Here is a 23,346-nt window from a genome sequence, read left to right on the forward strand (position 1 = left end):
TGGGGCTGCAGAGGGGCCCGGGAGTGGCCCTCTGAGTTGCGACGAACCGGTCGAGGCCGCCGATGTCCAGGAAGTATCTGATCGTGATCCCAGACGGTGCGGCCGATGCGCCTCAGGCTTCGTTGGGGGGGAAGACTCCGCTCCAGGCGGCGCGGATTCCGGAGATGGACCGGATTGCGCGAGAGGGGGTGCTCGGTCGGTCGCGGAATGTGCCTGATCGGTTCAACCCGGCCAGCGACGTGGCGACCCTGAGCCTGTTTGGATATGACCCCGAGGAGGTCTATACCGGGCGGGCTCCGCTGGAAGCCGCGGCGATGGGGGTGAAGCTCGGGCCGTATGACTGGGCGATCCGCTGCAACCTGATGACGATCAATGACGGCCGGATGACCGACTTCACGGCGGGGCATATCACGAGTGAGGAGGGGAAGGAGCTGATCGCGGCCCTTCAGGCGACGGTGGGCCGGGATGCGATCGAGTTCCACCCCGGAGTGAGCTATCGGAACCTGATGGTCTACCGTGGCGGTCCCGACGATTGCCCGTTCGGGCCCGAGACAAAGACCACGCCCCCGCATGACGTGCCCGACCAGCTCGCGGCGGATCACTTGCCGACGGGGCCTGGCTCGGCCTTGCTCAATGAGCTGATGCGGGCGGGAATGTCGGTGGTCGTCGACCATCGGGTGAACCGGGCACGCGAGGCGGCGGGCAAGAGGCCCGCGAATGCGATCTGGCTCTGGGGTCAGGGGAAGGCCCCGGTGCTGGTGCCGTTCGAGCAGTTGCGCGGGCTGAAGGGGGCGATCCTGTCGGCCGTGGACCTGGTCTTCGGCGTCGGAATTCTCGCGGGCTGGACGCGCGTGGACGTGCCCGGCGCAACGGGGTACCTGGACACCGATTACGCGGCCAAGGGGCGGGCGGCGATCGAGACCCTGAAGACTCACGACCTGGTCTGCGTCCACGTCGAGGCGCCCGACGAGGCGAGCCACGAGGGGCGTGTGGACGCGAAGGTCGAGGCCCTGGAGCGGATCGACGCGGACATTGTCGGGCCGGTTCGCAAGGCGCTCGAGGCGTACGGCGATTATCGGATCCTGGTCTCGCCCGATCACGCGACGCTGCTGAGCACTCGGGCGCACGACCGGGCGCCTGTGCCCTGGGCGATGGCCGGGACGGGACTGCCGGCCAGCGGTGGGACGTACGACGAGGTGGCTGCGGAGGCGGCCGGCGGGCCACTGCTGGAACAAGGGTTCCGGCTCATGGATCGGTTCCTGGAAGGGTGACGAGGCCGCCGGGGTGGTCGCCCCGGCTCGTCTGAGGGTTGGATTGGTCGCCGGGTGGGCGGTTTGCGTCGCCGGGCGTTGGTTCTTGGTTCGGAGCTTCGACGTTGCCTCTCATCGTGCAGAAGTTTGGCGGGACGAGCGTCGCCGACGCGAGCAAGATCCTGGCGGCAGCCCGGCGGGCGATCCGCGCCCACCGCGCGGGGAACAAGGTTGTCGTGGTCGTCTCGGCGCGGGGAAAGACGACCGACGAGCTGGTGGCGATGGCCCGCGAGATCGACCAGACGCCGGCCTCGCGCGAGATGGACATGCTGCTGTCCACCGGCGAGCAGGTGAGCGTGGCGCTGATGGCGATCGCCGTGCAGGCGCTCGGAGTGCCGGCGATCAGCTTCACCGGGGCCCAGATCGGCATCGTCACGGATAGTTTTCATACGAAGGCGCGGATCAAGAACATCTCGACAGAGCGAATGGTGCAGGCGCTGGATGAGGGGAAGGTCGTGATCGTCGCGGGGTTCCAGGGGGTCGACGAGCAGTACAACATCACGACCCTGGGTCGCGGCGGGTCGGACACGACGGCGGTGGCCCTGGCGGCCGTGCTGGGTGCCGACGCTTGCGAGATCTATACCGACGTGGACGGCGTTTATACGACCGACCCGCGCATCGTGCCCGAGGCGCGGCGGGTCGACCGGATCAGCTTCGATGAGATGCTGGAGCTGGCCAGCCTGGGCGCGGGGGTGATGCACTCGCGGTCGATCGAATTCGCCAAGAAGTACGGCGTGCCGATCCACGTGCGGAGCAGCTTCACCGACGCCCCGGGCACCTGGATCGTGGGCGAGGGCGACGCGCGGCGGCTGGGGGTGCACGTCACCGGCGCGGCGCTGGCCAAGGACGAGGCGCGGATCACTCTGACGGGCGTGCCCGACCGGCCTGGCGTGGTGCATGCGATCTTCAGGACGATCGCCGAGTCGAACATCGTCGTCGACATGATCGTCCAGAACGCGGCGACGGCCGGCGTGACCGTGGTCAGCTTCACCGTGGCCAGCGGCGATCTGGCGGACACCTTGCGCGTGGCAGAGATTGCCGCGAAGGCGGTGGGCGCGACCGGTGTGACGCACGACGCCCAGGTGTCGAAGGTGAGCATCGTCGGGCTGGGGATGCGGACGCACACAGGCGTCGCCCGAGAGATGTTCGCGGCGCTGGCCCGCGAGGGCGTGAATATTCAGATGATCACCACCAGCGAGATCAAGGTGAGCGTGCTGGTGGACCGTGCGTCGGGGCCGAGGGCCCTGAAGGTGGTGCACGCGGCGTTCCAGCTGGAGCGCGAGGCGGCCGATCTGCCGGGGATCAGCGAGGTGCCGCCGACTTCGGGCCGGGCCCATACCAAGGCGCAGCCGACGGAGAATGCCAAGGGCTCCGATGGGCGTATGCTCGCCGGGATGGAAGACGTGGTGGTCAGCGGCGTGGAGCTGGACGACCGCCAGGCGCGGATCACGCTGCGTGACGTGCCCGACCGCCCCGGGTTCGCCGCCGGGGTATTCGACCGGATCGCCGACGCGGGCGTCTTCGTCGACATGATCGTTCAGGACGCCGGGTTCGACGGCCTGACGCACCTCTCATTCACGGTCCCGTCGCAGCAGGCCGAGCGGGCCGCCGACGCGGTGCGGGCCGAGGCCGAGGGGCGGGTCCAGGTGGAGCCCTCCATCGCCAAGCTTTCGGTCATCGGCGTCGGGATGCGGACGCACACGGGGGTGGCCACGCGGATGTTCGGGGCCCTCGCGGAGCGGGGGATCAACATTAATCTGATCAATACCAGCGAGGTCCGGATTAACGTGGCGACCGACGCGGCGAGCGGGCCGCGTGCGATCGAAGCGTTGACCGAGGCGTTCGACCTGGGTGCCGGGGCCTGATCCGGGACGGCCCGGGAGATTGAGGATCGTCGGATGCGGACACAAGCCGATGGGGCGCCGGCGAACTGGCGCCGGCGACTCTACGTGCTGGTTCTGGCCGACTGCCTGGCGATGGCCGTGGCATTCGGCCTTCTGACGGACCAGGCGAGTCAGCCTCAGTTGGTGCCGATGGACCGGGGTGCCACGGCCTGGCTGCGCGACTATCGTGCGGACTGGCCTCTGGTGACGGATCTTGCCCACCTGATCACGGTGGTCGGCAATACGAGCGTCGCGACGGTGATCGTGATGGCGACGTTTGCAACCTGGTATACGCTGGCGCAGGCGGGCTATGTCCGATTCCGGTTGAGAGAGGCGAGCTACTGGCTAGGCGCGATCCTGGTCGGGCGACTGCTCTGCTCGGGGATCAAGCAGGTGTTGAAGCGTGAGCGGCCTCCCTCGCTCATGCGATTAGTCGATGAGACAACATATAGCTTCCCCAGTGGGCACGCGAACTTCGCTGCACTGGCGTTTGGCTTCTGCACGATGGCCCTGCTGCGTTTGATTCCCAAACGGTACGTGCTTGCTCGCTGGACGGCCGTGCTCAGCTGCCTGCTGGCGACGCTGCTAGTGGCTGGCAGTCGGGTCTGGTTGGGGGCGCATTACCCGACGGACGTGCTGGCAGGGTATCTGCTCGGCCTGACCTGGTTTTTGCTGTCCCTAATGCTGGCGACGCAGCTGGGCTTGCACGAGATCATCGACCCGACGACCCCGCCCAAGGAGTCAGGGCCATCCGCCTGATCGTGCGGGACGAGGCGGGTTCGACCAACGACGAGGCGGCCTTGCTGGCGGCCTCGGGCGGGATGACGCTGCCGTTTGCGGTGCGCGCCCTGCGACAGACGAGCGGCAGGGGGCAGGCGGGCCGGGCCTGGTGGTCGGACTCCGGGAGCCTGGCCCTGACGGTGGCCCTTGATCCGGGGGCGTCCGGCCTTCGAGAATCGCAGGAGCCGAGGGTGGCCCTGGCAACGGCCGCCTGCCTGGCCTTGCGCATCGGGCGTGAGATCCCCGCGCTGGCGGGGCAAATCGGCGTCAGGTGGCCCAATGATCTGGAGGCCGGGGGCCGGAAGGTGGGGGGGATCCTCACCGAACGAGCCGGCGGGGTGCTGCTCGTCGGGGTGGGCCTGAACGTCACGACGGACTTCGCCAGTGCCACCGACGACATTCGAGGGATGGCCGATTCGCTGGCGGGGCTAGCAGGCGGCTCGCTGGGAGAGGATGCGCCTGGTCGGGCGGCAGGCTGGGTTTGCGAGGAAGTTGAGCGGGCCGTGAACGGGCTGACGACGTCGGATGCCTGGCTCGCCGAGGCCTGGAATCGGCTGGACACGCTGGCGGGTTGTCCGGTCCGGGTTGAGCGAGCGGGGCGTCTGACGGAGGGGATCGGCCTGGGGATCGACGCGGACGGTTGTTTGCGGCTGGGCGTGCGCGGCGGGGTCGAGGTGGTGGCGGCCGGTCGAATTCTGCGCGAGTGATTCTGAAAGGCACGATCAGCCATCGCAGGTCATACGAACGGCCGCCCGTCTCCTCATGATCGAGGGGACGGGCGGCCGTTTTGGGTCCGGGATCGAGGGAGCCTGAAGGCGGCTCAGCGGGCCTTGGTTGCGGCGGCCAGCTCGCGGGCGGCGGCCTCGGCGGGTTTCTCGCCGATCCAGTCGACCAGAATCGGGGCGGCGATGTAGATGGTCGAGTAGGTTCCGCTGAGGAAGCCGACGACCAGCGAGAAGGCGAAGCCGTGGAGGCCTTCGCCGCCGAAGGCGTAGAGGATCACCACGACCAGCCAGGCCGTCAGCGAGGTCAGGATGGTCCGGCTGAGGGTCTGGTTGACGGCCTCGTTGATCATCGCGGCGGTGAGGACCGGCGTCTTGCCGCGGATCTCGCGGATCCGGTCGAAGATGACGATGGTGTCATTGACCGAGAACCCGATGAGCGTGAGGAACGCCGCGATCATCGGCAGGTCGATCTTGAACGGCTCGATGCCGAGGTACTGCTGGAAGCCGGGGATCCGGGAGAGCCAGTAGCTGGCCGCGACGGCGCCCAGGGTGAACAGGACGTCGTGGACGACGGCGATGATGGCCGCCAAGCCGTAAGTGAGCGACTTGAACCGGAGCCAGAGGTAGGCGGCGATGATGAGCCAGCTCGCGATCGTGGCGATGACGGCGAGCTGCTTGGTCTCGCCGGCGACCACCGCGCCGAACTTCTCGAGTCGTTCGTAAAGCAGGTTCGGGTTGGACTGGATCTGGGCGGCGAGGGCCTTGAGCTGGGCACCGGCGACTTCGGGCTCGAGGTCGGTGCGGACGACCAGGGTGGTCGAGGAGAGGTCGGGCGAGCCGGCGGTCGCCTTCGGGTTGACGACCTCGAACCTGGAGGTCGGGTTGATGACCTTGGCGGCGTTGAGGCTCTGCTCGAAGGCCGAGGCAATCCGGCTCGGGGGCTGCTCGCTGTTGAACGTCAGGGTGTACTGGCGACCGCCCGCGAAGCGTGAGGCCGGTGCCGGGGTGGTGCCGGCCACGGGGGCGGGGGCCGTGGCGATGGGAGCGGGCTCGGAGAGGGTCATGACGATCTTGCGGAGGGCGCCCTTGAAGGCGTCCTGGATCTTGGCGGAGACGACCGCGACATCCTGCTCGGTGGTGCGGATGTTGTACCGAAGGCCGGCCTTCTCGCCGCCGATGTTGAGGGTCTCGACGGTGACGTCGGGTAGGCCCGCGGCCTTCTCGCGGACGAACTCGGCGCGGCGGGAGCCGGTGAGGTCGCGGACCTCGGGGTCTTCTGGGTTCAGGCGGATGGTGACCAGGGTTCCGCCGGTGAAGTCGATGTTATACATGGTGTTGCCACGCATGTAGACCAGGGCCAGGCCGACGGCGATGACGATGGTCGAGCCGACCATGCAGGCGCGACGGTAGCGGATGAAGTCGATGTTGGTCTTGTCCATCATCTTCATCATCGTCAGCTTGCGGATGTAGCCCTTCGAGTAGCAGAAGTCGAAGATGACCCGCGAGACGTAGACGGCGGTGAACAGGTTCCAGATCAGTCCGATGATGAGGGTCAGGGCGAAGCCTTTGACTTCCTCGGTGCCGACGAAGTAGAGGACGAAGCCGGAGAGCATCGTCGTGATGTTGGCGTCGAGGATGGTCGTCCAGGCACGGGAGAAGCCGTTGCGGATCTGCTGGGCAAGCCCGGCCCCTCGCTCCGCCTCTTCCCTCATGCGTTCGAAGATGAGCACATTGGCATCGACGGCCATGCCGATGGTCAGGGCCAATCCCGCGAGGCCGGGGAGGGTGAACGTGGCGCGGAAGAGGGCCATCGAGCCGAGCAGGAGGACCATGTTCAATACGAGCGCGACGACGGCGACGAGGCCGGCGAAGCGGTAGTAGGCGATCATGAACAGGGGGACGACGAGCATCGACAGCTCGATGGCGAAGATCCCCTTGGCGATGGTGTCTTCACCCAGGGTCGGCCCGATCTTCTCTTCCTGGAGCGGGTTGGGATTGAGGCTGGCCGGCAGGCTGCCCGACCGGAGGATCTCGACGAGGTTGTCGACCTCCTTGGCGCGGAAGCCTTGTCCGCCCCCCTCGATGACGCCCGTCTCGCGGATCTCCGAGTTGATCTGAGGCGCGGACATGACGACGTTGTCGAGAAGGATGGCGAGCTGATAGTGGAACGCGCCCCCCTCCTTGGGGAGGTGGCTGCTGGTCAGCGAACCGAACTTTCGGGCACCGGCGCGGTCGAAGACGAAGCCGACGGCTGGCTGCATCTTCTCGTCCTGGGTGCTATACACCCGGGCGAGATACTGGCCGGTGACGTTCTGCCGCTCGGGGGGGAGCTGGCAGAGGATGTAACGCTCGACGCGGCCGGGGGCGACGGTCTCCTCGCGGACGATGGGGTCGGCCTGGCGGGTCGAGTCCTTCGGCGGCGTGCCGATGTTGCTCGGGCTCTTCTCGATCTTGTAGGAGGCAACGCTGGCCAGCCCGTGGGGAGTCTCAAGCGTCAGGGAGTCGGCGGTGTTCTCCTTGATCAGCGGCGCGACGGTGCGATCCAGGCCGGCGGCGTCCTTGCCCGTGATCTCGACGGGAAGCCCGACATAGGCGTTCTTGGTCCAACGCTGGGAGGCGTCGGTGAGCGTGGTGCCGCCGGAGTTGCTGACCGGGGCCGTGCCGGTGATGGTCTCGCCGAGCTTGGCCCAGGTGTGGCCGGCGGGGGGCTTCAGGATGGCGCCGGGCTCGTAGGCACGCTTGGCGATGGCCTGAGCGCGGGCGTCGTAGCGGTTGGCGAGGATCCGGAATTCGAGCGAGCCGACGTCGGTCATCTTCCGCTTGACGTCCTCGACCTCGTCGTCGGAGGCCTCGGACAGGATCAGCTCGATCCGGTTGCTGCCGATCTTGCGAATCGGCCGGTCGAGGACGCCATCGGGGTTGATGCGCCGCTTCAGGGCGGTGATCAGGTCATCGATGTTGGCGTTCGACTTGCCGGAGTCGTTGTTGACCTCGTAGACGAGGATGGTTCCGCCCGACAGGTCGATGCCCGGCTTCAGGCCGTAGACGTAGATGAACAGCAGGAACAGGGCGGTCAAGCCGCCGATCAGCGTGAATTTCTGGGTGAAGTTCTTCATCGTGATTCCTGCGTCCATCGCCATGGGCCGCGGGCCGGCGGCGGCGGGTCGGCAACCTGGTTTGCCCCGATCAATCGGGGGGGAGAGTCACGGCGTAGTGGATTGAATCGGGAGGGTCGAGGGCCGCTGCCGGCGTCTGCGCCGGGGCGTCGACCTGCGTCGAGGGTCGCCCGGATACGGGCTCACTCGGCGGCTTCGACCACGCGGGCGATGCTGCCGCGGCTGAATGTCAGGCGCATCTTGTTGTCATCGTCGACCCGAAGCACGACCTTGTCGGCCGCCTTGTCGATGGAGACGACGGTGCCGTAGAGGCCCATGTTGGTGATGACCTTGTCCCTGGGCTTCAGCGCGTCGACCGTCGCCCTGAGCTTCTTGGCCGCCTGTTGCTGGGGGCGGATGAGCACCAGGTAGAAGATGGGCAGCATCGGCAGGAGGGGCAGCAGGTTTACCAGGGGATTCCCGCTGGGGGCCTGCGGGGCGGGGGCCGCCTGGGCTTGGGCGAAAAGCATCACAAGGTCGAGCGGGCCGAGCATATCATCCATCCGTCGGTCGGGCATTCATAGCGGTGGTCGAGGGTGCCGGCGGGCCGTCCGGCCCGGCCTCACGGAGCACTGTAACGTCTAGGGCCCGAGAACGTCCAGGATTTCCAGCTTGAATGGGACATACGTCCCCGCGCGGATCGCTTTGCGGGCTTGCGCCATTAGCCGGTGGATGTAACTGAGGTTGTGAATCGACGCCAGGATCGGCCCGAGCATCTCGCCCGCGTTGAACAGGTGGCGGAGATAGCCCCGGCTGAACCGGCGACAGGCCAGGCAGTCGCAGCCAACCTCGATGGGCCCGGGATCGAGCTTGTGCACGGCGTTGCGCAGCTTGACGGGGCCGGCGGAGGTCAGGCAAGTCGCGTTGCGGCCGTTGCGGGTGGGGAGCACGCAGTCGAACAGGTCGATGCCGGTCTCGATGGCGTCGAGCATGTCCTGTGGCCGGCCAACCCCCATCAGGTAGCGAGGCCGGTCGTCGGGCAAGTGGTGCGTGCTGGCCCTGAGGGCGGCCCGGACCTCGTCACGGGTCTCGCCGACGCTGACCCCGCCGACGGCATAACCGTCGAAGTCCATCTCCACCAGGGCCTCGGCGCAGCCGGCGCGAAGGTCCTCGTGAGACCCCCCCTGGACGATTGCGAACAGGGACTGGTCGGTGCGGGTGTGGGCGTCCTTGCAGCGACGTGCCCAGCGGACAGTGCGCCCGGTGGCGTCGGCCACGGCGGACTTCGCCGCGGGGAGCGCGGGGCAGTGATCCAGGCACATGGCGACGTCGGCGCCGAGGGCCTCCTGGATCGTGACGGCGCGTTCCGGCGTGAGGTCCAGGAGGCTGCCATCGAGGTGCGACCGGAAGGCGACGCCTTCCTCGGTGAGCTTCGACCGCGCCGAGAGGCTGAACGCCTGGAATCCGCCCGAATCGGTGAGGATCGGCCCTTGCCAGTCCATGAAGGAGTGCAGGCCGCCGAGGGTCTGGATGACGGCCTCGCCGGGGCGGAGGGCCAGGTGATAGGTGTTGGCCAGGACCATCCGGCTGCCGGTTTCAATCAGCTGGTCCGGGGTCAGACCTTTGACCGTCCCCTGGGTGCCGACCGGCATGAACGCGGGGGTTTCCAGGCTGCCGTGCGGTGTGTGGAGGATGCCGAGACGCGCGCCGGAGCCGGGATCGCGGCAGACCACTTCAATCCGGACTGGGCGGGGCAACGCGGGGCCTCGGTGCGGGGGAGAGGGATGGTCGTCCGGGCGCATCTTCGACCGGCACGATGATTCGGGGTCTCTGAACACAATGCGATTGCCACGCGTCCAGTCGGAGGACGCGTGGCAACCGGGGTCGTCTCGGGGAATAGATCAGTGACCGCGGGCGAAACTCACTCGTTCTTGAGCTTGAGATTCAGCTCGGCGAGCTTCTCACGGACTTCATTGAGGGAGGTCACGCCGAAGTTCTTGCATTCGAGGAGCTGGTCGCCGGTGTAGCTGAGCAGCTCGCCGACGGTCTGGCAGCCGAGCTTCGTCATGCACTTGCGGGCGCGGACGGAGAGGTTCAGCTCACTGATGGTCCTGGCCATCATGGCCCGCTCTTCCTGCGACATCTCGGTGTGGCCGGAGTCGTGCCCGCCCATTCCGCCGCCGCCACCACCGCCGCCGCCACCGCCGCTGCCGCCAAGTCCGGCTGCCGCCGCGTGTTGCTGGCCGCCTTCGAGGGCGAGGCCGAGCCAGAGGCCCTTCGACTGCATCATCTCCTTGATCTCGGCGAGGCTGGTCTCGCCGAAGTTCTTGGAGGCGAGCAGCGCGGCCTCGGTGGTCCGGGTGAGGTCGCCGAGCGTCCGGATGTTCATCTTGCGGAGGCAGTTACGGCTCCGGACCGACAGCTCGAAGTCGGTGACCGGGATCTCCATGAGCTTGCCCTTGGCGAGATTGTCTCGCTCAAGGTTCTCGTCATAGTACATGTCGCGGCTGGCGCGACAGTCGCGGAAGAAGAGGCGGGCGCGGGGCTGGTTGGGGTCGAAGGAGAGCACCTGGCGGTAGCACTTCTCCGCCTCGCGGAACTCCATCCTGTCTTCGTACAGGACGCCCAGGTTGATGAGGGCGGCCATGGGGACGGGGGGCCGCTTCAGGCACTCGCGGTAATATTCGAGTGCCTCGCCATCGTTGCCATTGAGGTCGTTGTAATAAGCCAGCTCGAACAAGGCGCCGGTGTGCTGCCTGTCCGAGGCGATCGCCTTCTCGAACTCGGAGACGGCGCCGGTGATGTCGCCTTCGAGGGTCAGCAGGCTACCGAGCTGGAAATGGTACTCGGCGGTCCCGCCGGAGCCGGTTTCGAGCGTGTCGAGCAGGGCACGGGCCTCTTCGACGCGGCCGGCGCGGCGAAGGGCGCCGACGCGGTGGAGTTCGGAGACGCGGGGCTCGTGGCCGGCGGCGGCGGCGGCGGCGAAGGCCGCGGCGGCGTCGTCCCAACGCTGGATGTTCTGGTAAGCAAGGCCCTTGTGGAACAGGCCGAGGCCGTTGTCGCCCGCCCGATTGAGATGGTCAAGGCCGTGCTGGTAGCGGCCCATGAGGACCTCGCCGACACCGATCCGGAGCGAGGCATCGGGGACGGGGTTGGCCTTGTGTCGATCGCGGATGACCGCCACGGCGTCGCGCAGGGTGCGATAGCGCGACGGGTCTCGCCCGAGCGCCTCACGCAGGTCGGCGACGGCCGAGGCGGTGAAGGGTTCGCGGTCAAGCAGGGTGCGGACATCGGAAGTCAGTTCGGCCATCCGTCTCGATCTCCTCACCATCCGACGCCAAGCACGGGAGGGCGCGCATGGACCGCGGGCCAAGTCTCGTCCCAGACTGACGCTCGCGCCGGTGGCCTATCAATGGACACTCAGTCTAACAGGACTCACGCGAAGTGCAAGCCCCCGATCAATGCATGCGTGTGCGTCAGGGCTTCCGGGCGGTTCGCGGGGCACTCCTCCATGTTCCCGGGCGAACGATGGACCGCGATTGGGAGGGGAACCCACGAGCGGGGATGGCCCGACCCAGCCTGGAATCCGAGGACAGGTCCCTTCGGCATTGAGGCGGCTCGACTTGAGTCGAACCGGGTCGGAATGGTCGGATCTCGGCTTGACCTGGATTGTGGCCGGGGCAATACTGCCCTCGCCTACAGAGGTCTCCGGCCCTGGCGGAACGGCCTCGGCGGATCGACCCGGAAATTGCACCTACAGAGGATCGCGTTGGATCGCGAATCATTCATGCGCATGGATGTGCGGGGGCTCGCGTCGACCTGACGCGGATCGGTCGGCGGGATGCCGGCGATCGCAGCGGCCCCAGTTTCTCACCGATCTCCGACTGTGTTGCGTCTCACGAAGTCGTGGCAGGCGCAACATCACGTCGTCGCCTCTCGGCGTCGTCGCACGTGCTTGCCGCGTTGCGCGCCGTCGAGGGCTCCCCGCAGTCTCGCCGGCCTGCCGATGGAACCAGGCGCAGGGCAATCGCCGCGGACCGGACCGTCCCGACGCACCCCGTCGAGGAAACGCCCCAGACATGATGATCTCGAACGCTTATCTGATGATTTTCGCCGTCGCCTTCATGGGCTGCGTCCTGGCGACCCCGGTCGTCACGCGTATTGCGGTCTGGGCCGGCGCGATCGACAAGCCCGACCAGTTCCGTCGGGTCCATAAGGGGGCGACCCCGAGGATGGGGGGATTGGGCCTGGCCTTCGGCATCGCGCTGGGGCTGCTCACCGCCGCATTGGGTGCGCCTCCCGCGGATTGGTCGGAGTTCGAGGCCTGGCGGGCGACGCTCCTGCCGATCGCCTGCGCCGGCCTGATCGTCCTGCTGATTGGCGCGGTCGACGACTCGAAGGAGATGTCGCCGAGGGTCAAGCTCCTGGGGCAGGGGGCCGCGGTCCTGGTCCTCTATATGGGCGGGATCCGGGTGCATGGCCTGAACCTGCTGGGGTTCTCCATCGACCTGAGCCGGCCGACGTTCGAGCTGGCCCTGGCGGGCGGGACGCTCTCGGTCGCGTTGCCATCCTTGCTTGCCACGACGTTCTGGTTCCTCGCCTGCATGAACATCTGGAACCTGATCGACGGCATGGATGGGCTGGCCTCGGGCGTGGGCCTGCTCGTCAGCGGCACTCTGATGCTTGTGGCGATTCACCAGGACAACCTAGGTGTGGCCATCCTGGCCGCGTCGTTGGCCGGCAGCCTGGCGGGGTTCCTCCTGTACAACTGGCATCCGGCCTGCATCTTCCTGGGCGACAGCGGCAGCCTGCTGATCGGGCTCCTGATCGGTGTGATCGGCGTCCAGGGGTCGTTGAAGGGCCCCTCGACGATCTCGATCCTATTCCCGATCCTGGCGATGGGCCTGCCGATCTCCGACACGGCGATGGCGATCTTCCGCCGCTGGGTGAGGAACCTGCCGCTCAGCTCGGCCGACCGTCGGCATGTCCATCACCTTCTCATCGGCCTAGGCCTGAACCCGGCGCAGGCGGCCTTGTTGCTGTACTGCTTCTCGGGGTTCCTCTGCGGCGTGGTCATGATCGGCGTGGCCTTCAATAATGAAGTGCTGGCCCTGGTGCTGGGGATTTCGGGCTGCCTGGCCTTCCTGCTGATTCTGACGAGCCGCCGCGATGAGCTCGCCTGCCTGCGGGGCGACCTCCAGAGCCGGCTGGTTCGCGGGCGGCAGGAGCGGTTCGCGGCGAAGGTGACCTGGGAGGCGATCCAGCGCATCGAGCTCTGCGAGACGCCCGACCGGGTCCACGAGATCGTGGCCGATAGCGCCCGCAAGCTGGGCTGCGACTCGCTGCGGGTCGAGTGCTTTCGGCGGGGCGAGTCGATCTTCCGCCGCGAGGTCGAATCGTTGCGGGAGCTGAATGCCGAGACGCCGGTGTCGGGCCCGACGGCCACGTTCCGACTGGATTGCGGAGACGACCTGGAGATGGCGGTCTCGCTGCATCAGGACTCCGAGTCGAGCCTTGAGGCGGACATCGCCTTCCGGTTCCTTCAGCGGCTCTCGCTTGCCACCGCCGAGCGGGTGGGTCTTCTGATGGATCGCGAAGAATCGCCCGTCACCGCGACTGATACCGCGCCGCGTCCCGCGGCTCCCCGGGTGATCGCGTCTCAGACGCCCGCGGCGGAGCCCCGCGAAATTCTGGCGGTTCCGGCGGGCTTCCTGATCGCGCCCGTCTGGACTCCGCTCAACCGACTGCGCTCGATGATCCGAGGCGGTTCCGGCACGATGCCACGCCATCCTTCGCTCACCGACGAGTAATCTCACCGGGAGACATGCGTTCCATGGATGGAATCCAAGCCTACAACGCGGCCCCCAGGCCCGCCCCGACGACCAGCTACGGTGCGTCCGCGGGCCACCTGCACGCCCACGTGATCCCGCACTCGAGCGGCGCGACGAAGGGGCCTGCCGATTACCTCAGGGCGTTGCGCCGGCGGTTCTGGCTGGCCCTGGCCCTGGCCTTCCCGATCATCATGGCCGGCTCCTGGTACGCACTTCGGCTGACGCCGATCTACCGGTCGGTCGCGGAGATCAAGATCGAACGCCCGCAGAGCGACCACGGGATGAGCGCCCTGCTGGCCCACGACGTGGTGAGGCGGGACGCCGAGGCGGACGCGAAGTTCGCGCCCAACCAGATCCAGATCCTGCGCAGCAAATACCTGGCCGACAAGGTTCTGACCCGGCCCGAGATCGTCCAGTCGGCGGCCGCCGGGACCGACCTCGCGGCCGAGCTGATGGCCAACCTCCAGCACAAGATCCAGCCCGGGACGAGCCACTACCACATCTCGTTGGAGGGGACGGACCCGGCGCAGACGATGGTGCTACTGCGGGCCCTGCTCGCGGAATTCAAGGACCGCAGCAAGGAGGAGAGCAGCGCCCTCCTGGAGCGGAACAAGCACTTCGCGGCCGAGCAGCTGAACACCCTGCAAAAGAAGTTGGCCGTCCTCGACTCGGAGATCACCCGCCGACTGACGAGCTCGACGACGATCGGCCCCGAGGGGAAGAGTCTCGTTGAGGACGAATATGAATATCTGAAGGGGATGGAGGCCCGCAAGCAGAATCAGGTGGACGACCTCGCCCAGAAGATGCAGCTCGAGAGCCTTTATCCGACCCTTCGCGACGCATCGCCGGCCAACCCTTCCGCCGGAGCTCTGGCCGAGCTGGAACGGCAGCGGCGCCTGCTGACCGGCCGGATGAAGAAGGCGATGAAGGCGACCAGGAATCCCAAGGGAGACCCCGGCCTGAAATTCCTGTCGGGCGAGTTGAACGAGGTAATGGACGAGATCCAGCAGTATCGCCAAGGTGCCACGGCTCCCGTCGAGCACGAGGACCGGACGGGCTTCGTGATCGAGACCGCCAAGGCCGAGGTCGAGAGCATCCATGAGAAGGCCAAGTCGGCCCTGACGAAGTTGCAGGACTCGATGCCCGACCTCCACGACTTCCAGAACCTGATGGAAGAGCGTCGGCGCGTTCATGTGCTCCTTGCCGAGACCGAGGGCAAGAAGCAGAGCTATGACGCGATCTCGCAGACGCAGGGCGAGCCCGTCACGATCATCAGCAATGCGAGCGAGCCGACGACGCCGGTCCGGCCGAACCGGCCGGTCTACTTCATCGCCTGCGCCATCCTTGGCCTCGGGCTTGGCGTCGGCCTGGTCTGCGGCATGGAGCACCTGGATAAGTCGGTGAAGGTGCCCGAGCACCTGACCACAGGACTGGGACTGCCACTCTTCGGCGTCATCCCGCGCATCCGCAGGACGGCCCGCGTCCACCGAGGCGGGCACCTCTGGACCCCCGGCGCACCAACATCGTTGGAGGCGGACGCCTATCGCAATTTGCGGGCGAGTCTGCTGGGCCTGACCGGGCCCGACGGGCCGATGGTCACGCTGCTGATCACCAGCGCCAAGGCCGGCGAGGGGAAGAGCACCACGGCCCTGAACCTGGCCGCCACCTGTGCCCGCGCCGGTGAGCGGACTCTGCTGGTGGACGTGGACTTCCGCCGTCCCAGCCTGGCGTCGGCGTTCCCAGACGACGGGCACAATCTCGGACTGGTCGACGTGCTGGCCGAGGATATCCCCTGGTCGCGGGCTGTTGTCCGGACCGAGATCCCCAACCTCGACTTCATCCCGGCGGGCGACACGAGCAAGATCCCCGTCGAGATCCTGGGCACGCTGGAGATGCGCCAGCTTCTGAAGAGCCTGTCGCAGCATCACTATGACCGCGTCATCCTGGATGGGCCGGCGATCCTTGGCCTGGCCGACTGCCGGATGCTGGGCCGGATGGTGGACGGGGCCCTGATGGTGGTGCGGGCCGGTGCCCTGGAGCTGCGGCCCTTGCAGCGTGCCAAGGCGATGCTCGAACAGTCGAAGGTGCCGCTCGTCGGTGTTGTGTTCAATGCCCTGTCGGACGACTGGGAAAACTGGTCGAGCTATGGCAGAGAGGCCCTCTTCACGACGGGCCTGGAGCTTGGCCGCGAGGCGCGGGCGGATGGGTCGGACGATGAGGCCGCGGCGCTGCCCGCGGGCTCGGGGTCGTTCCGGTCCTGAATCGAGACTCGCACGGAGGCGGTCGCTTGAGCTGGCAATTACGACTTCGCAACGGAATCGATCGGGCCCTGGCCGTGTCCATCGCGACGATGGTTCTGGGTTCGGCGCTGGCCTTCGGCGGGGCGGTCTGGTGGGCCAGGCCGGTCCTGGCGGCCCTGGCCGTCCTGATCGCGGCGCTGATGGTGGCCCGCGGGACGCTTGAAGGTCGGATGCGGATGCTCAAGAGCCCCCTCGCGGGCCTGGGCCTCCTGGCAATTGGCCTGGCGGTGCTGCAACTGGTGCCGCTTCCGGCATCGATCGCAGGGAAAGTCTCCTCCCGATCGCACGATGCCTATGCACGAGGCCTGCTTTCCGACGTGGTTCTGGCGGACGACCCCGAAGCGGTCCTGCCCGAGCCGAGCACTCTGCGGTCGGCAGTGAGCGTGGATCGCGCGGCGACCCTGAGATGGGCAGTCGGCGCGATGACCTGCCTCTGCCTCTTCTGGGCGGTTTCGCACTTCGCCGACCGGCTCCAGCGGCTCAATCTCGTCTGGGGCGCGGTGGTCTGGGCGTTTTACCTGAATACGGCGCTGGCCCTCGTGCAGTTGGGCGGGCAGTCGAGCGGGCTGCTCGGGACCTTCGGCCCTGGCTCGGGACGTTCGTGGGCGCCGACGGCCGATGATCTCCTGTCGGTGCCCAATCAAACACATTTCCGCGTGCTGAGCGATGAACGCGTGGGCCAGGCGGCCTGGGGCGTGGATCGGCCGGAACGCCCGATGAACCTGGGGACGCTGATGGGCGGCCCCGGCGCCTTCCTGGCTCTGGCCGCGCTCGGACTCCCTCTTGCGTTGGGAATGACCCTCCAGTCGATGGCCCCGCGTGGCAGCCGTGAGACACTTCTGTCGAGGCTCGATACATCGGGGCAGGGGGGATTCGTGCTCCTGGGCACGGTGCTGGGACTCGGGGGTGCCGTCCTCATCGGCGCGATCGCCGGGCCGTTGCTGGTGCTGCCCTTCGTGCTCTCTGTGCTGCTCGTCGGCCTGCCCGCGGCCTGGCCGTCCGGTCTGCGCTGGTCGGCCTTGGGGGCAACCTCGCTCGTCGTGGTGGCACTGGCGGGGGGCGTGAAGTTGGGCGAGTCGAGCCTGATGCCCGAGGCGGCCCGCTCGTGGGTGGCCCGCGACGGCTGGCACGACACCTCGGTCCTCTGGAAGGAGGCCGCGCGGATCGGCCGCGACTTCCCGCTGATGGGGGCCGGGATGGGGACCTTCCCGACGGTACTCCCACTTTACAAAGAGGCCGACGCGGCGACGACCACGGCGCAGAGCAGCCTGCTGCGGCTCTGGGCCGAGGCGGGGCTCGCCGGCATCGGACTGGCCGGCATCGCGGCGCTCTGGGGCCTGATCAAGCTGCCGGCGGCGATCAGGCGGGTTGGGTCGGCCGACCGGGTTTTGTCGACGAGCCTGGTTGGCGCGACCGTCGGGTTCGGGGTATTCTCGGCGGTCCACTGGTCGGTCGAGACGACCGCCGTGGCGATGGCCGCCAGCGCCCTGGGTGGAACCCTGAATCGCTGGCTTGCCGGTGCAACGGACCTGTTCATCGAGCGGGACTGACGAAGTGACCGCCCGATGCGCGTCGCGGCTCATGGAGGAGGCGACGGACCGATGCCTACATCTACGTATCTGCACATCCGGTCGAGAGACTCGGCGCCGACCCACGTCGTCGAGCTGGTGGGCGCGTCGGTGCGCATCGGCGTCGGCCCCGAGTGCGAGGTCAGGCTCCCGGACGAGCCGGGCCTGGCCGACGTCGAGGTCCTGCTGCGACGCCGCGGGGAAACCTGGCACGCGCAGCCGATGGCCTCGGCCGGCGGCCTGCTCGTCGACGGTCGGGCCGTGGATCGTCCCCGCCCGCTGGCCCTGGGCATGACGATGCGACTGGGCAGCTACTGGCTGACCCTCAAGTCGGCCGGCGCCTCGGGCGAGGCTCGGACCCCGGCGGATTCCGCGGCGACGATCGAAGTCGACGCCCATCCGGTTGAGTCGCCGGTCGTCCTCGATGGCGACCAGCCCGATCAGGGTTCGGACGAAGCCCGAGAGAAGGATCGCCTTTCTCGCTGGGAATCGCGACTGAGCCAGCGCGAGCGGTGGCTCAAGGCCCGCCAGGGCGAGGCCCGGTGGGAGGCACGCTGGAAGGCCGCGGGCGAGACCCTTCGGGACCGCAGCCAGGCCGCAACGACCACCCCCCCGGCGGCCCCGAGGCCGACGCCATCGAATCTTGGGTCAGCCTCGGTCACGCGGCGTGCGCCCCAACCGCAGGTCAGGCCGCTCCCCGATCCGCCCTCCGTGTCGCGGATCATCGCTCCGTCTGCGGCAACTCGGACGCGAGGCATTCCGGATCCCCTCGCCGCACGTCGCGAGACCAGGACCCCTTCCTACTCGCCCACTCCGACCCTCAGGCCGGCGGCCCCGCCACTGAAGCCGGCGGCCGCCCGGTCCCGGATCGAACCCCTCCCTGTCGTTGAGCCGGTTCCCGATCCGATCGAGGTCCGGGCTCCCATCCCTCAGCCTGTCGAAGCCGAGGTTCCCGCGTTCGAGCCGGCTGCGCCGACGAGGTTAATCGACGAGTTACCGGCCCTGCCGAACCCGTTCATGGATGCGCTCTCCGTGGCGCTCCAATCGGGCGAGCGGTCGATGGTCATCATCCCCAATCCGGCGGCCGATCCGTCGTTCATGAAGCAGTTGGAGAAGCCGACCCTATCGCTGCCGGCTCCGGCGCCAACTGCCGAGCACGAGCCGGTCTCGGGCCGTCCGATCGAGATCGAGACATTTGCCGAGACGATGTCCGCGATCGAATTCTCCTCCGTGGTAGAAACCTTCGACGCCGAACCGATCGTCGAGTTTGTTCCCGAAGAGATCGAATCGAGCGTCGTCGAGCTGGACGCGGCCGAAGAACGCCCCAGGGGGGGCTGGATCTCGTCCCTGCTGGGTTTCCGGCGGCGAGCTTCTGCCGTTGAGGCTGAAGTCGACGAGGTCGAGGAGGAGGTCGCCGACGCCGCTGACGTTGCCGACGCGGTGGAAGACGAAGCCCCGATTGTACAGGCGGAGGTTGCCGAGGCGTTCGAGGTCTCCGATCCGTTCGAGGTCTCCGAGGTCGAGGAACCCGCGATCGAGGCCAACGCGGAGGTCGAGGTCGAGGTTCCTCCGGCCGAGTCGCCCATCCGGCTCGCGCGATCGGGGGCCGAGCGTGCCCCGGATCCCAGGCCGCTGGAGCCGCTGAAGCGCAGGTCGGCCGAGGAAGAGTGGCCGAGCGTCCGGCAGATCATGCAAAATTACGCCGCCAATGCGGCGCGGAGCCGTGAGACTGAGCCGTCGGACGCGAGTTCAAAGCCCCCGAGGCTCCAAGGATCGGCCCAGTCCGTGCGATTCCCCGACCCGACCGAACGCCGGTCTCCCGATTCCTGGTCGATCTCGGCCTGGGTGGCCACTCCGGCCGCGGCCGCGGCGGTGCTCGCCCTGGGTCTCGGTGGCCTGAGTCTCAGCTGGCAGTGGGCCCGCGATGACCAGGCTGCGGGCGCGGTCGCCGACCTGCTGCTGGCGGAACGCGGCCCCCGTGTGGTCGACCTCGAGACCGCGACCGGCCCCTCGACGACCTGGTGGCGGACCACGCCCAGGCATATGTACCACTGGGCGGTCGCGCTGCACCGTGGTGGGGCCGACACGGCCCAGGTTTCCGAGGCGCTCAACGCGGCGCATGGGGCCTCCCCTCTGGCCTCGGCCACCCGATTCGCCCTCTCCAGGGATGCCGGCGACGACTCCCAGCCGTGGGGCGCCATGGGGCTGGGCCGTGACTCGGCCACGCTGGCGTCGGCCGGCCACACGCTGGCTCGCGCGGGCAAGCTTGAACAGGCGCTCCACGCTTATCGGCACGCCCTCGAGATCGCCATCACGACCGACCTGGATGACCTGCCCGCCCCCGAATATCTGGACGAGCCCGCCCACCGCTACTCCCTCCCCTTCGAGGGGGCAATCGCCTCCACGTTGAAGGACATGGCCGAGCAACCCGCCTGGTCGAACGACCCACGCTGGATCGAGGCGGTGCCCGACTTCGCCGTCGCGCAACTGGCCGCGTCTCGAGTTCTGCGTGAGCGTGGCCGCTCCGCCGAGGCCGACGCCGCGTTGAAGCGGGTGATCGACCGAGCCGACGCGGTGAAGGGCGACGGGCCGGAGGCCGTGATCGAGCGGGCCGCCCGCGCCGAGGCCCTGGCGCTGCTGGGCCGATTCGCCGAGTCCGAAGAACACTACCGCGTGGCCATCGCCATGATGCCGCTGGACGTCGTCAAGCGGTCGTGGTGGATGAACGTGGCCGACCTCGCGTCGCGGCAGGCCGACAGCGGCAAGCGGCGGATGGCGCTGGAGGCGGCCAAGTCGACCGACCCGAATGACGCCATCACCGGCCGCGCCGTCAGCACCCAGATGCAGGAAGATGGCGGCCGGGGCGACACACGCATCACGGCGCAGTAATCGGCCCGCCGGCCCCCGTCAACCCGCCTGCTTCCATTGATGGACACCTCTTCCAGGATGGGGACGCATCCGATGCCAAGCACCACCGAACCCATGAAGCCCCCCCCGCCATCGCGAACCGGTCCCGATCGTCCTCCGCTCGTCGAGTGGATCGAGCGGTCCATTTTTTCACCCGCGGGACGGGTCGACCTGATCGGTGCCGCGGCGTGCCTCGGGCTGATGGCCTGGCTGTTTGCCTCGAACCTGAGGCACTTCGCCTACATCTGGTCGACGGACGAGAATTACAGCCACGGCTTCCTCGTCCCCCTGATCAGCATCTATTTTGTGAATGAAGCGATGAAGGGGGGGCCGATCGAGCGCACCAGGGGCGTGGGGCTCGGCCTGACCCTGATCGTGCTGTCGGTGCTCGGCCGTCTGGCCACCGTGTTGGTCCCGGTCGGGTTCGTGGCCGACGGGGCGCTCCTGCTGGGCATCGCGGGGATCTGCTCGCTGCTGGCCGGCACGACCGCCTTGAGGCGGTTCGGGTTCGCGATCGGATTCCTCGTGTTCATGATCCCGCTGCCGGTGGCGCTCTATGCCCTGATCGCGTCGCCCCTGCAACTGATGGTCAGCCGCGTGGCCTCCCGGCTGCTCAACACGATCGGGATCCCGGTCCTCTGCCAGGGGAACTTCCTCACCCTGCCCGGAGACATCCGCCTCTTCGTGGCCGAGGCATGCAGCGGGATGCGGCAACTGACCGGCTTCCTGGCCCTGACGACCGCCGTGGCCTACGGCGCCTCTCGGCCCGTCTGGCAGAGGACCGCGATCGTCGTGGCATCGGTCCCGATCGCGCTGACGGCGAACATCGTCCGGGTCTCCCTGACCGGCTGGATCTCCTACAAGATCGACCCCCGCTACGCCTCGGGCGCATTCCACACGGTCGAAGGGCTGCTCATGATGGGCTTCGGCCTGTCGATGCTCTACGGCGGCTGTCGACTGCTCGACGTGATCTCCGACGTGCTGGAGCCCCGTGGTCCGAGCAAGCCCTCTGATCCCCCGCCGGCCGCCAAGACCGCCGACGCGACATTGGGCGACTTCCGATTCGAGATGGAACCGGCCGGCTGACCGCCCCTCCGGGGTCGCCGATGCATCCTGGACGCACCCACTCATTCTGGAGGTCGAGCGACGCTTGCTCGAAGGTTGAGCATGAGCCCCATCTGCCGACTGATCGCCTGTTCTACCTTGCTCCTGACGGGCATCGGGGCCCAGGCCGCCCTGGAGGTGGTCACCCAGACCGACCGACCCGAGCTTCGAAAATCGCTCGAAGAATTGCCGCTCTCGCTCGGGGATTGGAGCGGCCGTGATGTGCCGATCGACCCCTCGATCCGCGAGCGGGCCCAGACGGATGATTGCCTGAACCGGGTGTATGAGTCGTCTCGCAACCCCGGCGTCCAGTTCGGCCTCTGGATCAATTACTCCAGTCGTGGCTTGAACATGCGGCATTCGCCCGAGGTCTGCCTCCCCTCGACCGGCTGGGTCAAGGCCGAGTCATTGTGCAAGGTGATGACGGTGGACCGCCGCGCGGGTCCGCCGGTCAAGTTGAGCCGGCTCGTCTACTCGCAAGGTGAACTGGTCCAGAGCATCGGGTTTTGGTACTACATCTTCGGAGAAGGTCGCCTGGAGCGCCTCGTCCGCCAGTTGCCGATCACCAGTCGGAGCAGTCACGGACGAACAACCCGAGGCTCGGGGATGACTGTCGAGGTCTTCTGCTCGGGAGAGCTGGACCCGGACGGAGAAGTCCTCCGTGGCTTCGTCGATGCGCTGATGGTGGAACTGGATCGATTCCTGCCCGAGGAGCGGGCGGAATATCACGTCCCCTGATCGTAGGGCCCTGGACCCAACATCCGGCGGAACCGGTCGACTGGCCGAAAAGGAAGCGAGCCGATGAAACGTGCGTTGATCACCGGGATCACCGGGCAGGATGGTTCTTATCTCGCCGAGTTCCTGCTGAGTAAGCCGGAATACGAGGTCCACGGCCTGGTGCGCCGGGCCAGCACGCTGAACCGCCAACGCATCGACCACCTGTTCTACGGCGGCAACGATTACGGCGACCGGTTCCAGCTGCACTATTCCGACCTCGCCGACGCGTCGAGCCTCGCCGGCCTGGTCGAGACGATCAAGCCCGACGAGGTGTATAACCTCGGAGCACAGAGCCATGTCCGCGTCTCCTTCGACCAGCCGCTGTACACCGCCGACGTCGTCGGCCTGGGTACCTTGCGTATCCTCGAAGCGTGCCGCCACCTGAACAAGTCCAAGCCGGTCAAGTTCTACCAGGCGTCCAGCTCCGAGATGTATGGCTCGGAAGCCCCGCCGCAGGGCCTCCACACGCCGTTCCACCCACGCAGCCCCTATGCCTGCGCCAAGCTGTATGGCCACTGGCAGACCATCAACTATCGCGAAGCCTACGGGATGTTCGCCTGCTCGGGCATCCTCTTCAACCACGAGAGCCCGCGCCGTGGCGAGTCGTTCGTCACTCGCAAGGTGACCCTGGGCGCCTCGCGGATCAAGGAAGGACTCCAGAAGAAGCTCGTCATGGGCAACCTGGAGAGCAAGCGCGACTGGGGCTTCGCCGGCGACTACGTCCGGGCCATGTGGCTGATGCTCCAGCAGGATCAGCCCGACGATTACGTCGTCGCCACCGGCGAGACCTACTCGATCCGCGACCTCCTGGAAGTCGCCTTCAACCAGGTCGACCTCGATTACCGCGATTATGTCGAGTTCGACACCCGCTACACGCGGCCGTCCGAAGTTGACATCCTGCAGGGCGACCCCACCAAGGCCAAGAAGGTGCTGGGCTGGGAGCCCGAGGTCAACTTCGAAGGCCTGATCAAGATGATGATGGACCACGACCTTGAGCTCGCCCGCCGCGAGAAGTATGTTCAAGGTTACCAGTCGGTCTGATCAAGATGCGACTTCGGGTGACGCC

General features: G+C 67.6%; 15 protein-coding genes. 11 read left to right on the top strand and 4 right to left on the bottom strand.

Features of this window, described 5'->3' with window-relative positions:
* Positions 1–62 precede the first annotated feature (62 nt).
* From EP7_RS05450 to EP7_RS05465, 4 genes are all read left to right on the top strand, one after another.
* The gene (locus EP7_RS05450; protein ID WP_463526602.1) at positions 63–1,271 is read left to right on the top strand and encodes a cofactor-independent phosphoglycerate mutase; all 1,209 of its coding nucleotides are present in this window, start codon (positions 63–65) and stop codon (positions 1,269–1,271) included.
* A gap of 104 nt (positions 1,272–1,375) precedes the next feature.
* Positions 1,376–3,175, top strand: coding sequence for an aspartate kinase (locus tag EP7_RS05455; RefSeq protein ID WP_463526604.1), 1,800 nt, complete (start codon positions 1,376–1,378; stop codon positions 3,173–3,175).
* Between the two features lie 33 nt (positions 3,176–3,208).
* Positions 3,209–3,952 (top strand): phosphatase PAP2 family protein, encoded by a 744-nt coding sequence (locus EP7_RS05460; RefSeq protein WP_463526606.1) that lies wholly within the window; start codon positions 3,209–3,211, stop codon positions 3,950–3,952.
* A gap of 2 nt (positions 3,953–3,954) precedes the next feature.
* Complete coding sequence (locus EP7_RS05465; RefSeq protein ID WP_463526608.1) at positions 3,955–4,680, top strand: biotin--[acetyl-CoA-carboxylase] ligase; 726 nt, start codon at positions 3,955–3,957, stop codon at positions 4,678–4,680.
* A gap of 113 nt (positions 4,681–4,793) precedes the next feature.
* Here EP7_RS05465 and secD read toward each other — a convergent pair whose 3' ends face one another.
* The 4 genes from secD to EP7_RS05485 all read right to left on the bottom strand — a co-directional run bounded on the left by secD (position 4,794) and on the right by EP7_RS05485 (position 11,103).
* On the bottom strand, positions 4,794–7,814 hold the full coding sequence (gene secD, locus EP7_RS05470; RefSeq protein ID WP_463526610.1) for a protein translocase subunit SecD: 3,021 nt from the start codon (positions 7,812–7,814) through the stop codon (positions 4,794–4,796).
* A 182-nt stretch (positions 7,815–7,996) separates the two neighbouring features.
* Positions 7,997–8,371, bottom strand: a complete 375-nt coding sequence (gene yajC / locus EP7_RS05475) for a preprotein translocase subunit YajC (protein WP_463526612.1) — start codon at positions 8,369–8,371, stop codon at positions 7,997–7,999.
* 63 nt (positions 8,372–8,434) lie between these two features.
* Positions 8,435–9,550, bottom strand: a complete 1,116-nt coding sequence (gene tgt, locus EP7_RS05480; protein WP_463526614.1) for a tRNA guanosine(34) transglycosylase Tgt — start codon at positions 9,548–9,550, stop codon at positions 8,435–8,437.
* Between the two features lie 164 nt (positions 9,551–9,714).
* Entirely contained in the window at positions 9,715–11,103 is a 1,389-nt protein-coding gene (locus EP7_RS05485; RefSeq protein ID WP_463526616.1) for a DNA-directed RNA polymerase subunit alpha C-terminal domain-containing protein, read from the bottom strand.
* Between the two features lie 769 nt (positions 11,104–11,872).
* Between EP7_RS05485 and EP7_RS05490 the strand changes: the two genes are divergently transcribed.
* The 7 genes from EP7_RS05490 to gmd all read left to right on the top strand — a co-directional run bounded on the left by EP7_RS05490 (position 11,873) and on the right by gmd (position 23,321).
* Positions 11,873–13,603: a glycosyltransferase family 4 protein gene (locus EP7_RS05490; RefSeq protein ID WP_463526618.1), complete on the top strand. Its 1,731-nt coding sequence runs from the start codon at positions 11,873–11,875 to the stop codon at positions 13,601–13,603.
* Between the two features lie 23 nt (positions 13,604–13,626).
* Positions 13,627–15,885 carry a polysaccharide biosynthesis tyrosine autokinase gene (locus EP7_RS05495; RefSeq protein ID WP_463526620.1) on the top strand — a complete coding sequence of 753 codons (2,259 nt, stop codon included), beginning with the start codon at positions 13,627–13,629 and terminating at the stop codon, positions 15,883–15,885.
* A gap of 26 nt (positions 15,886–15,911) precedes the next feature.
* Positions 15,912–17,474: an O-antigen ligase family protein gene (locus EP7_RS05500; protein WP_463526622.1), complete on the top strand. Its 1,563-nt coding sequence runs from the start codon at positions 15,912–15,914 to the stop codon at positions 17,472–17,474.
* Between the two features lie 51 nt (positions 17,475–17,525).
* On the top strand, positions 17,526–20,381 hold the full coding sequence (locus EP7_RS05505) for a hypothetical protein (protein WP_463526624.1): 2,856 nt from the start codon (positions 17,526–17,528) through the stop codon (positions 20,379–20,381).
* Positions 20,382–20,453: 72 nt separating this feature from the next.
* Entirely contained in the window at positions 20,454–21,485 is a 1,032-nt protein-coding gene (locus tag EP7_RS05510) for an exosortase/archaeosortase family protein (RefSeq protein ID WP_463526626.1), read from the top strand.
* Positions 21,486–21,566: 81 nt separating this feature from the next.
* Positions 21,567–22,241 carry an EpsI family protein gene (locus EP7_RS05515; RefSeq protein ID WP_463526628.1) on the top strand — a complete coding sequence of 225 codons (675 nt, stop codon included), beginning with the start codon at positions 21,567–21,569 and terminating at the stop codon, positions 22,239–22,241.
* Between the two features lie 63 nt (positions 22,242–22,304).
* Complete coding sequence (gmd, locus tag EP7_RS05520) at positions 22,305–23,321, top strand: GDP-mannose 4,6-dehydratase (protein ID WP_463526630.1); 1,017 nt, start codon at positions 22,305–22,307, stop codon at positions 23,319–23,321.
* Positions 23,322–23,346: the final 25 nt, after the last annotated feature.

It is taken from the genome of Isosphaeraceae bacterium EP7, from assembly GCA_038400315.1.
Classification (GTDB): domain Bacteria; phylum Planctomycetota; class Planctomycetia; order Isosphaerales; family Isosphaeraceae; genus EP7.

Bases quoted from the DNA above. Each gene is read 5' to 3' on its own strand.
- yajC (WP_463526612.1), bottom strand. From the start codon at position 8,371: ATGCCCGACCGACGGATGGATGATATGCTCGGCCCGCTCGACCTTGTG.
- secD (WP_463526610.1), bottom strand. From the start codon at position 7,814: ATGAAGAACTTCACCCAGAAATTCACGCTGATCGGCGGCTTGACCGCC.
- EP7_RS05505 (WP_463526624.1), top strand. From the start codon at position 17,526: ATGCCTACATCTACGTATCTGCACATCCGGTCGAGAGACTCGGCGCCG.
- gmd (WP_463526630.1), top strand. From the start codon at position 22,305: ATGAAACGTGCGTTGATCACCGGGATCACCGGGCAGGATGGTTCTTAT.
- EP7_RS05515 (WP_463526628.1), top strand. From the start codon at position 21,567: ATGAGCCCCATCTGCCGACTGATCGCCTGTTCTACCTTGCTCCTGACG.
- EP7_RS05495 (WP_463526620.1), top strand. From the start codon at position 13,627: ATGGATGGAATCCAAGCCTACAACGCGGCCCCCAGGCCCGCCCCGACG.
- EP7_RS05490 (WP_463526618.1), top strand. From the start codon at position 11,873: ATGATGATCTCGAACGCTTATCTGATGATTTTCGCCGTCGCCTTCATG.
- EP7_RS05485 (WP_463526616.1), bottom strand. From the start codon at position 11,103: ATGGCCGAACTGACTTCCGATGTCCGCACCCTGCTTGACCGCGAACCC.
- EP7_RS05460 (WP_463526606.1), top strand. From the start codon at position 3,209: ATGCGGACACAAGCCGATGGGGCGCCGGCGAACTGGCGCCGGCGACTC.
- EP7_RS05450 (WP_463526602.1), top strand. From the start codon at position 63: ATGTCCAGGAAGTATCTGATCGTGATCCCAGACGGTGCGGCCGATGCG.
- EP7_RS05510 (WP_463526626.1), top strand. From the start codon at position 20,454: ATGCCAAGCACCACCGAACCCATGAAGCCCCCCCCGCCATCGCGAACC.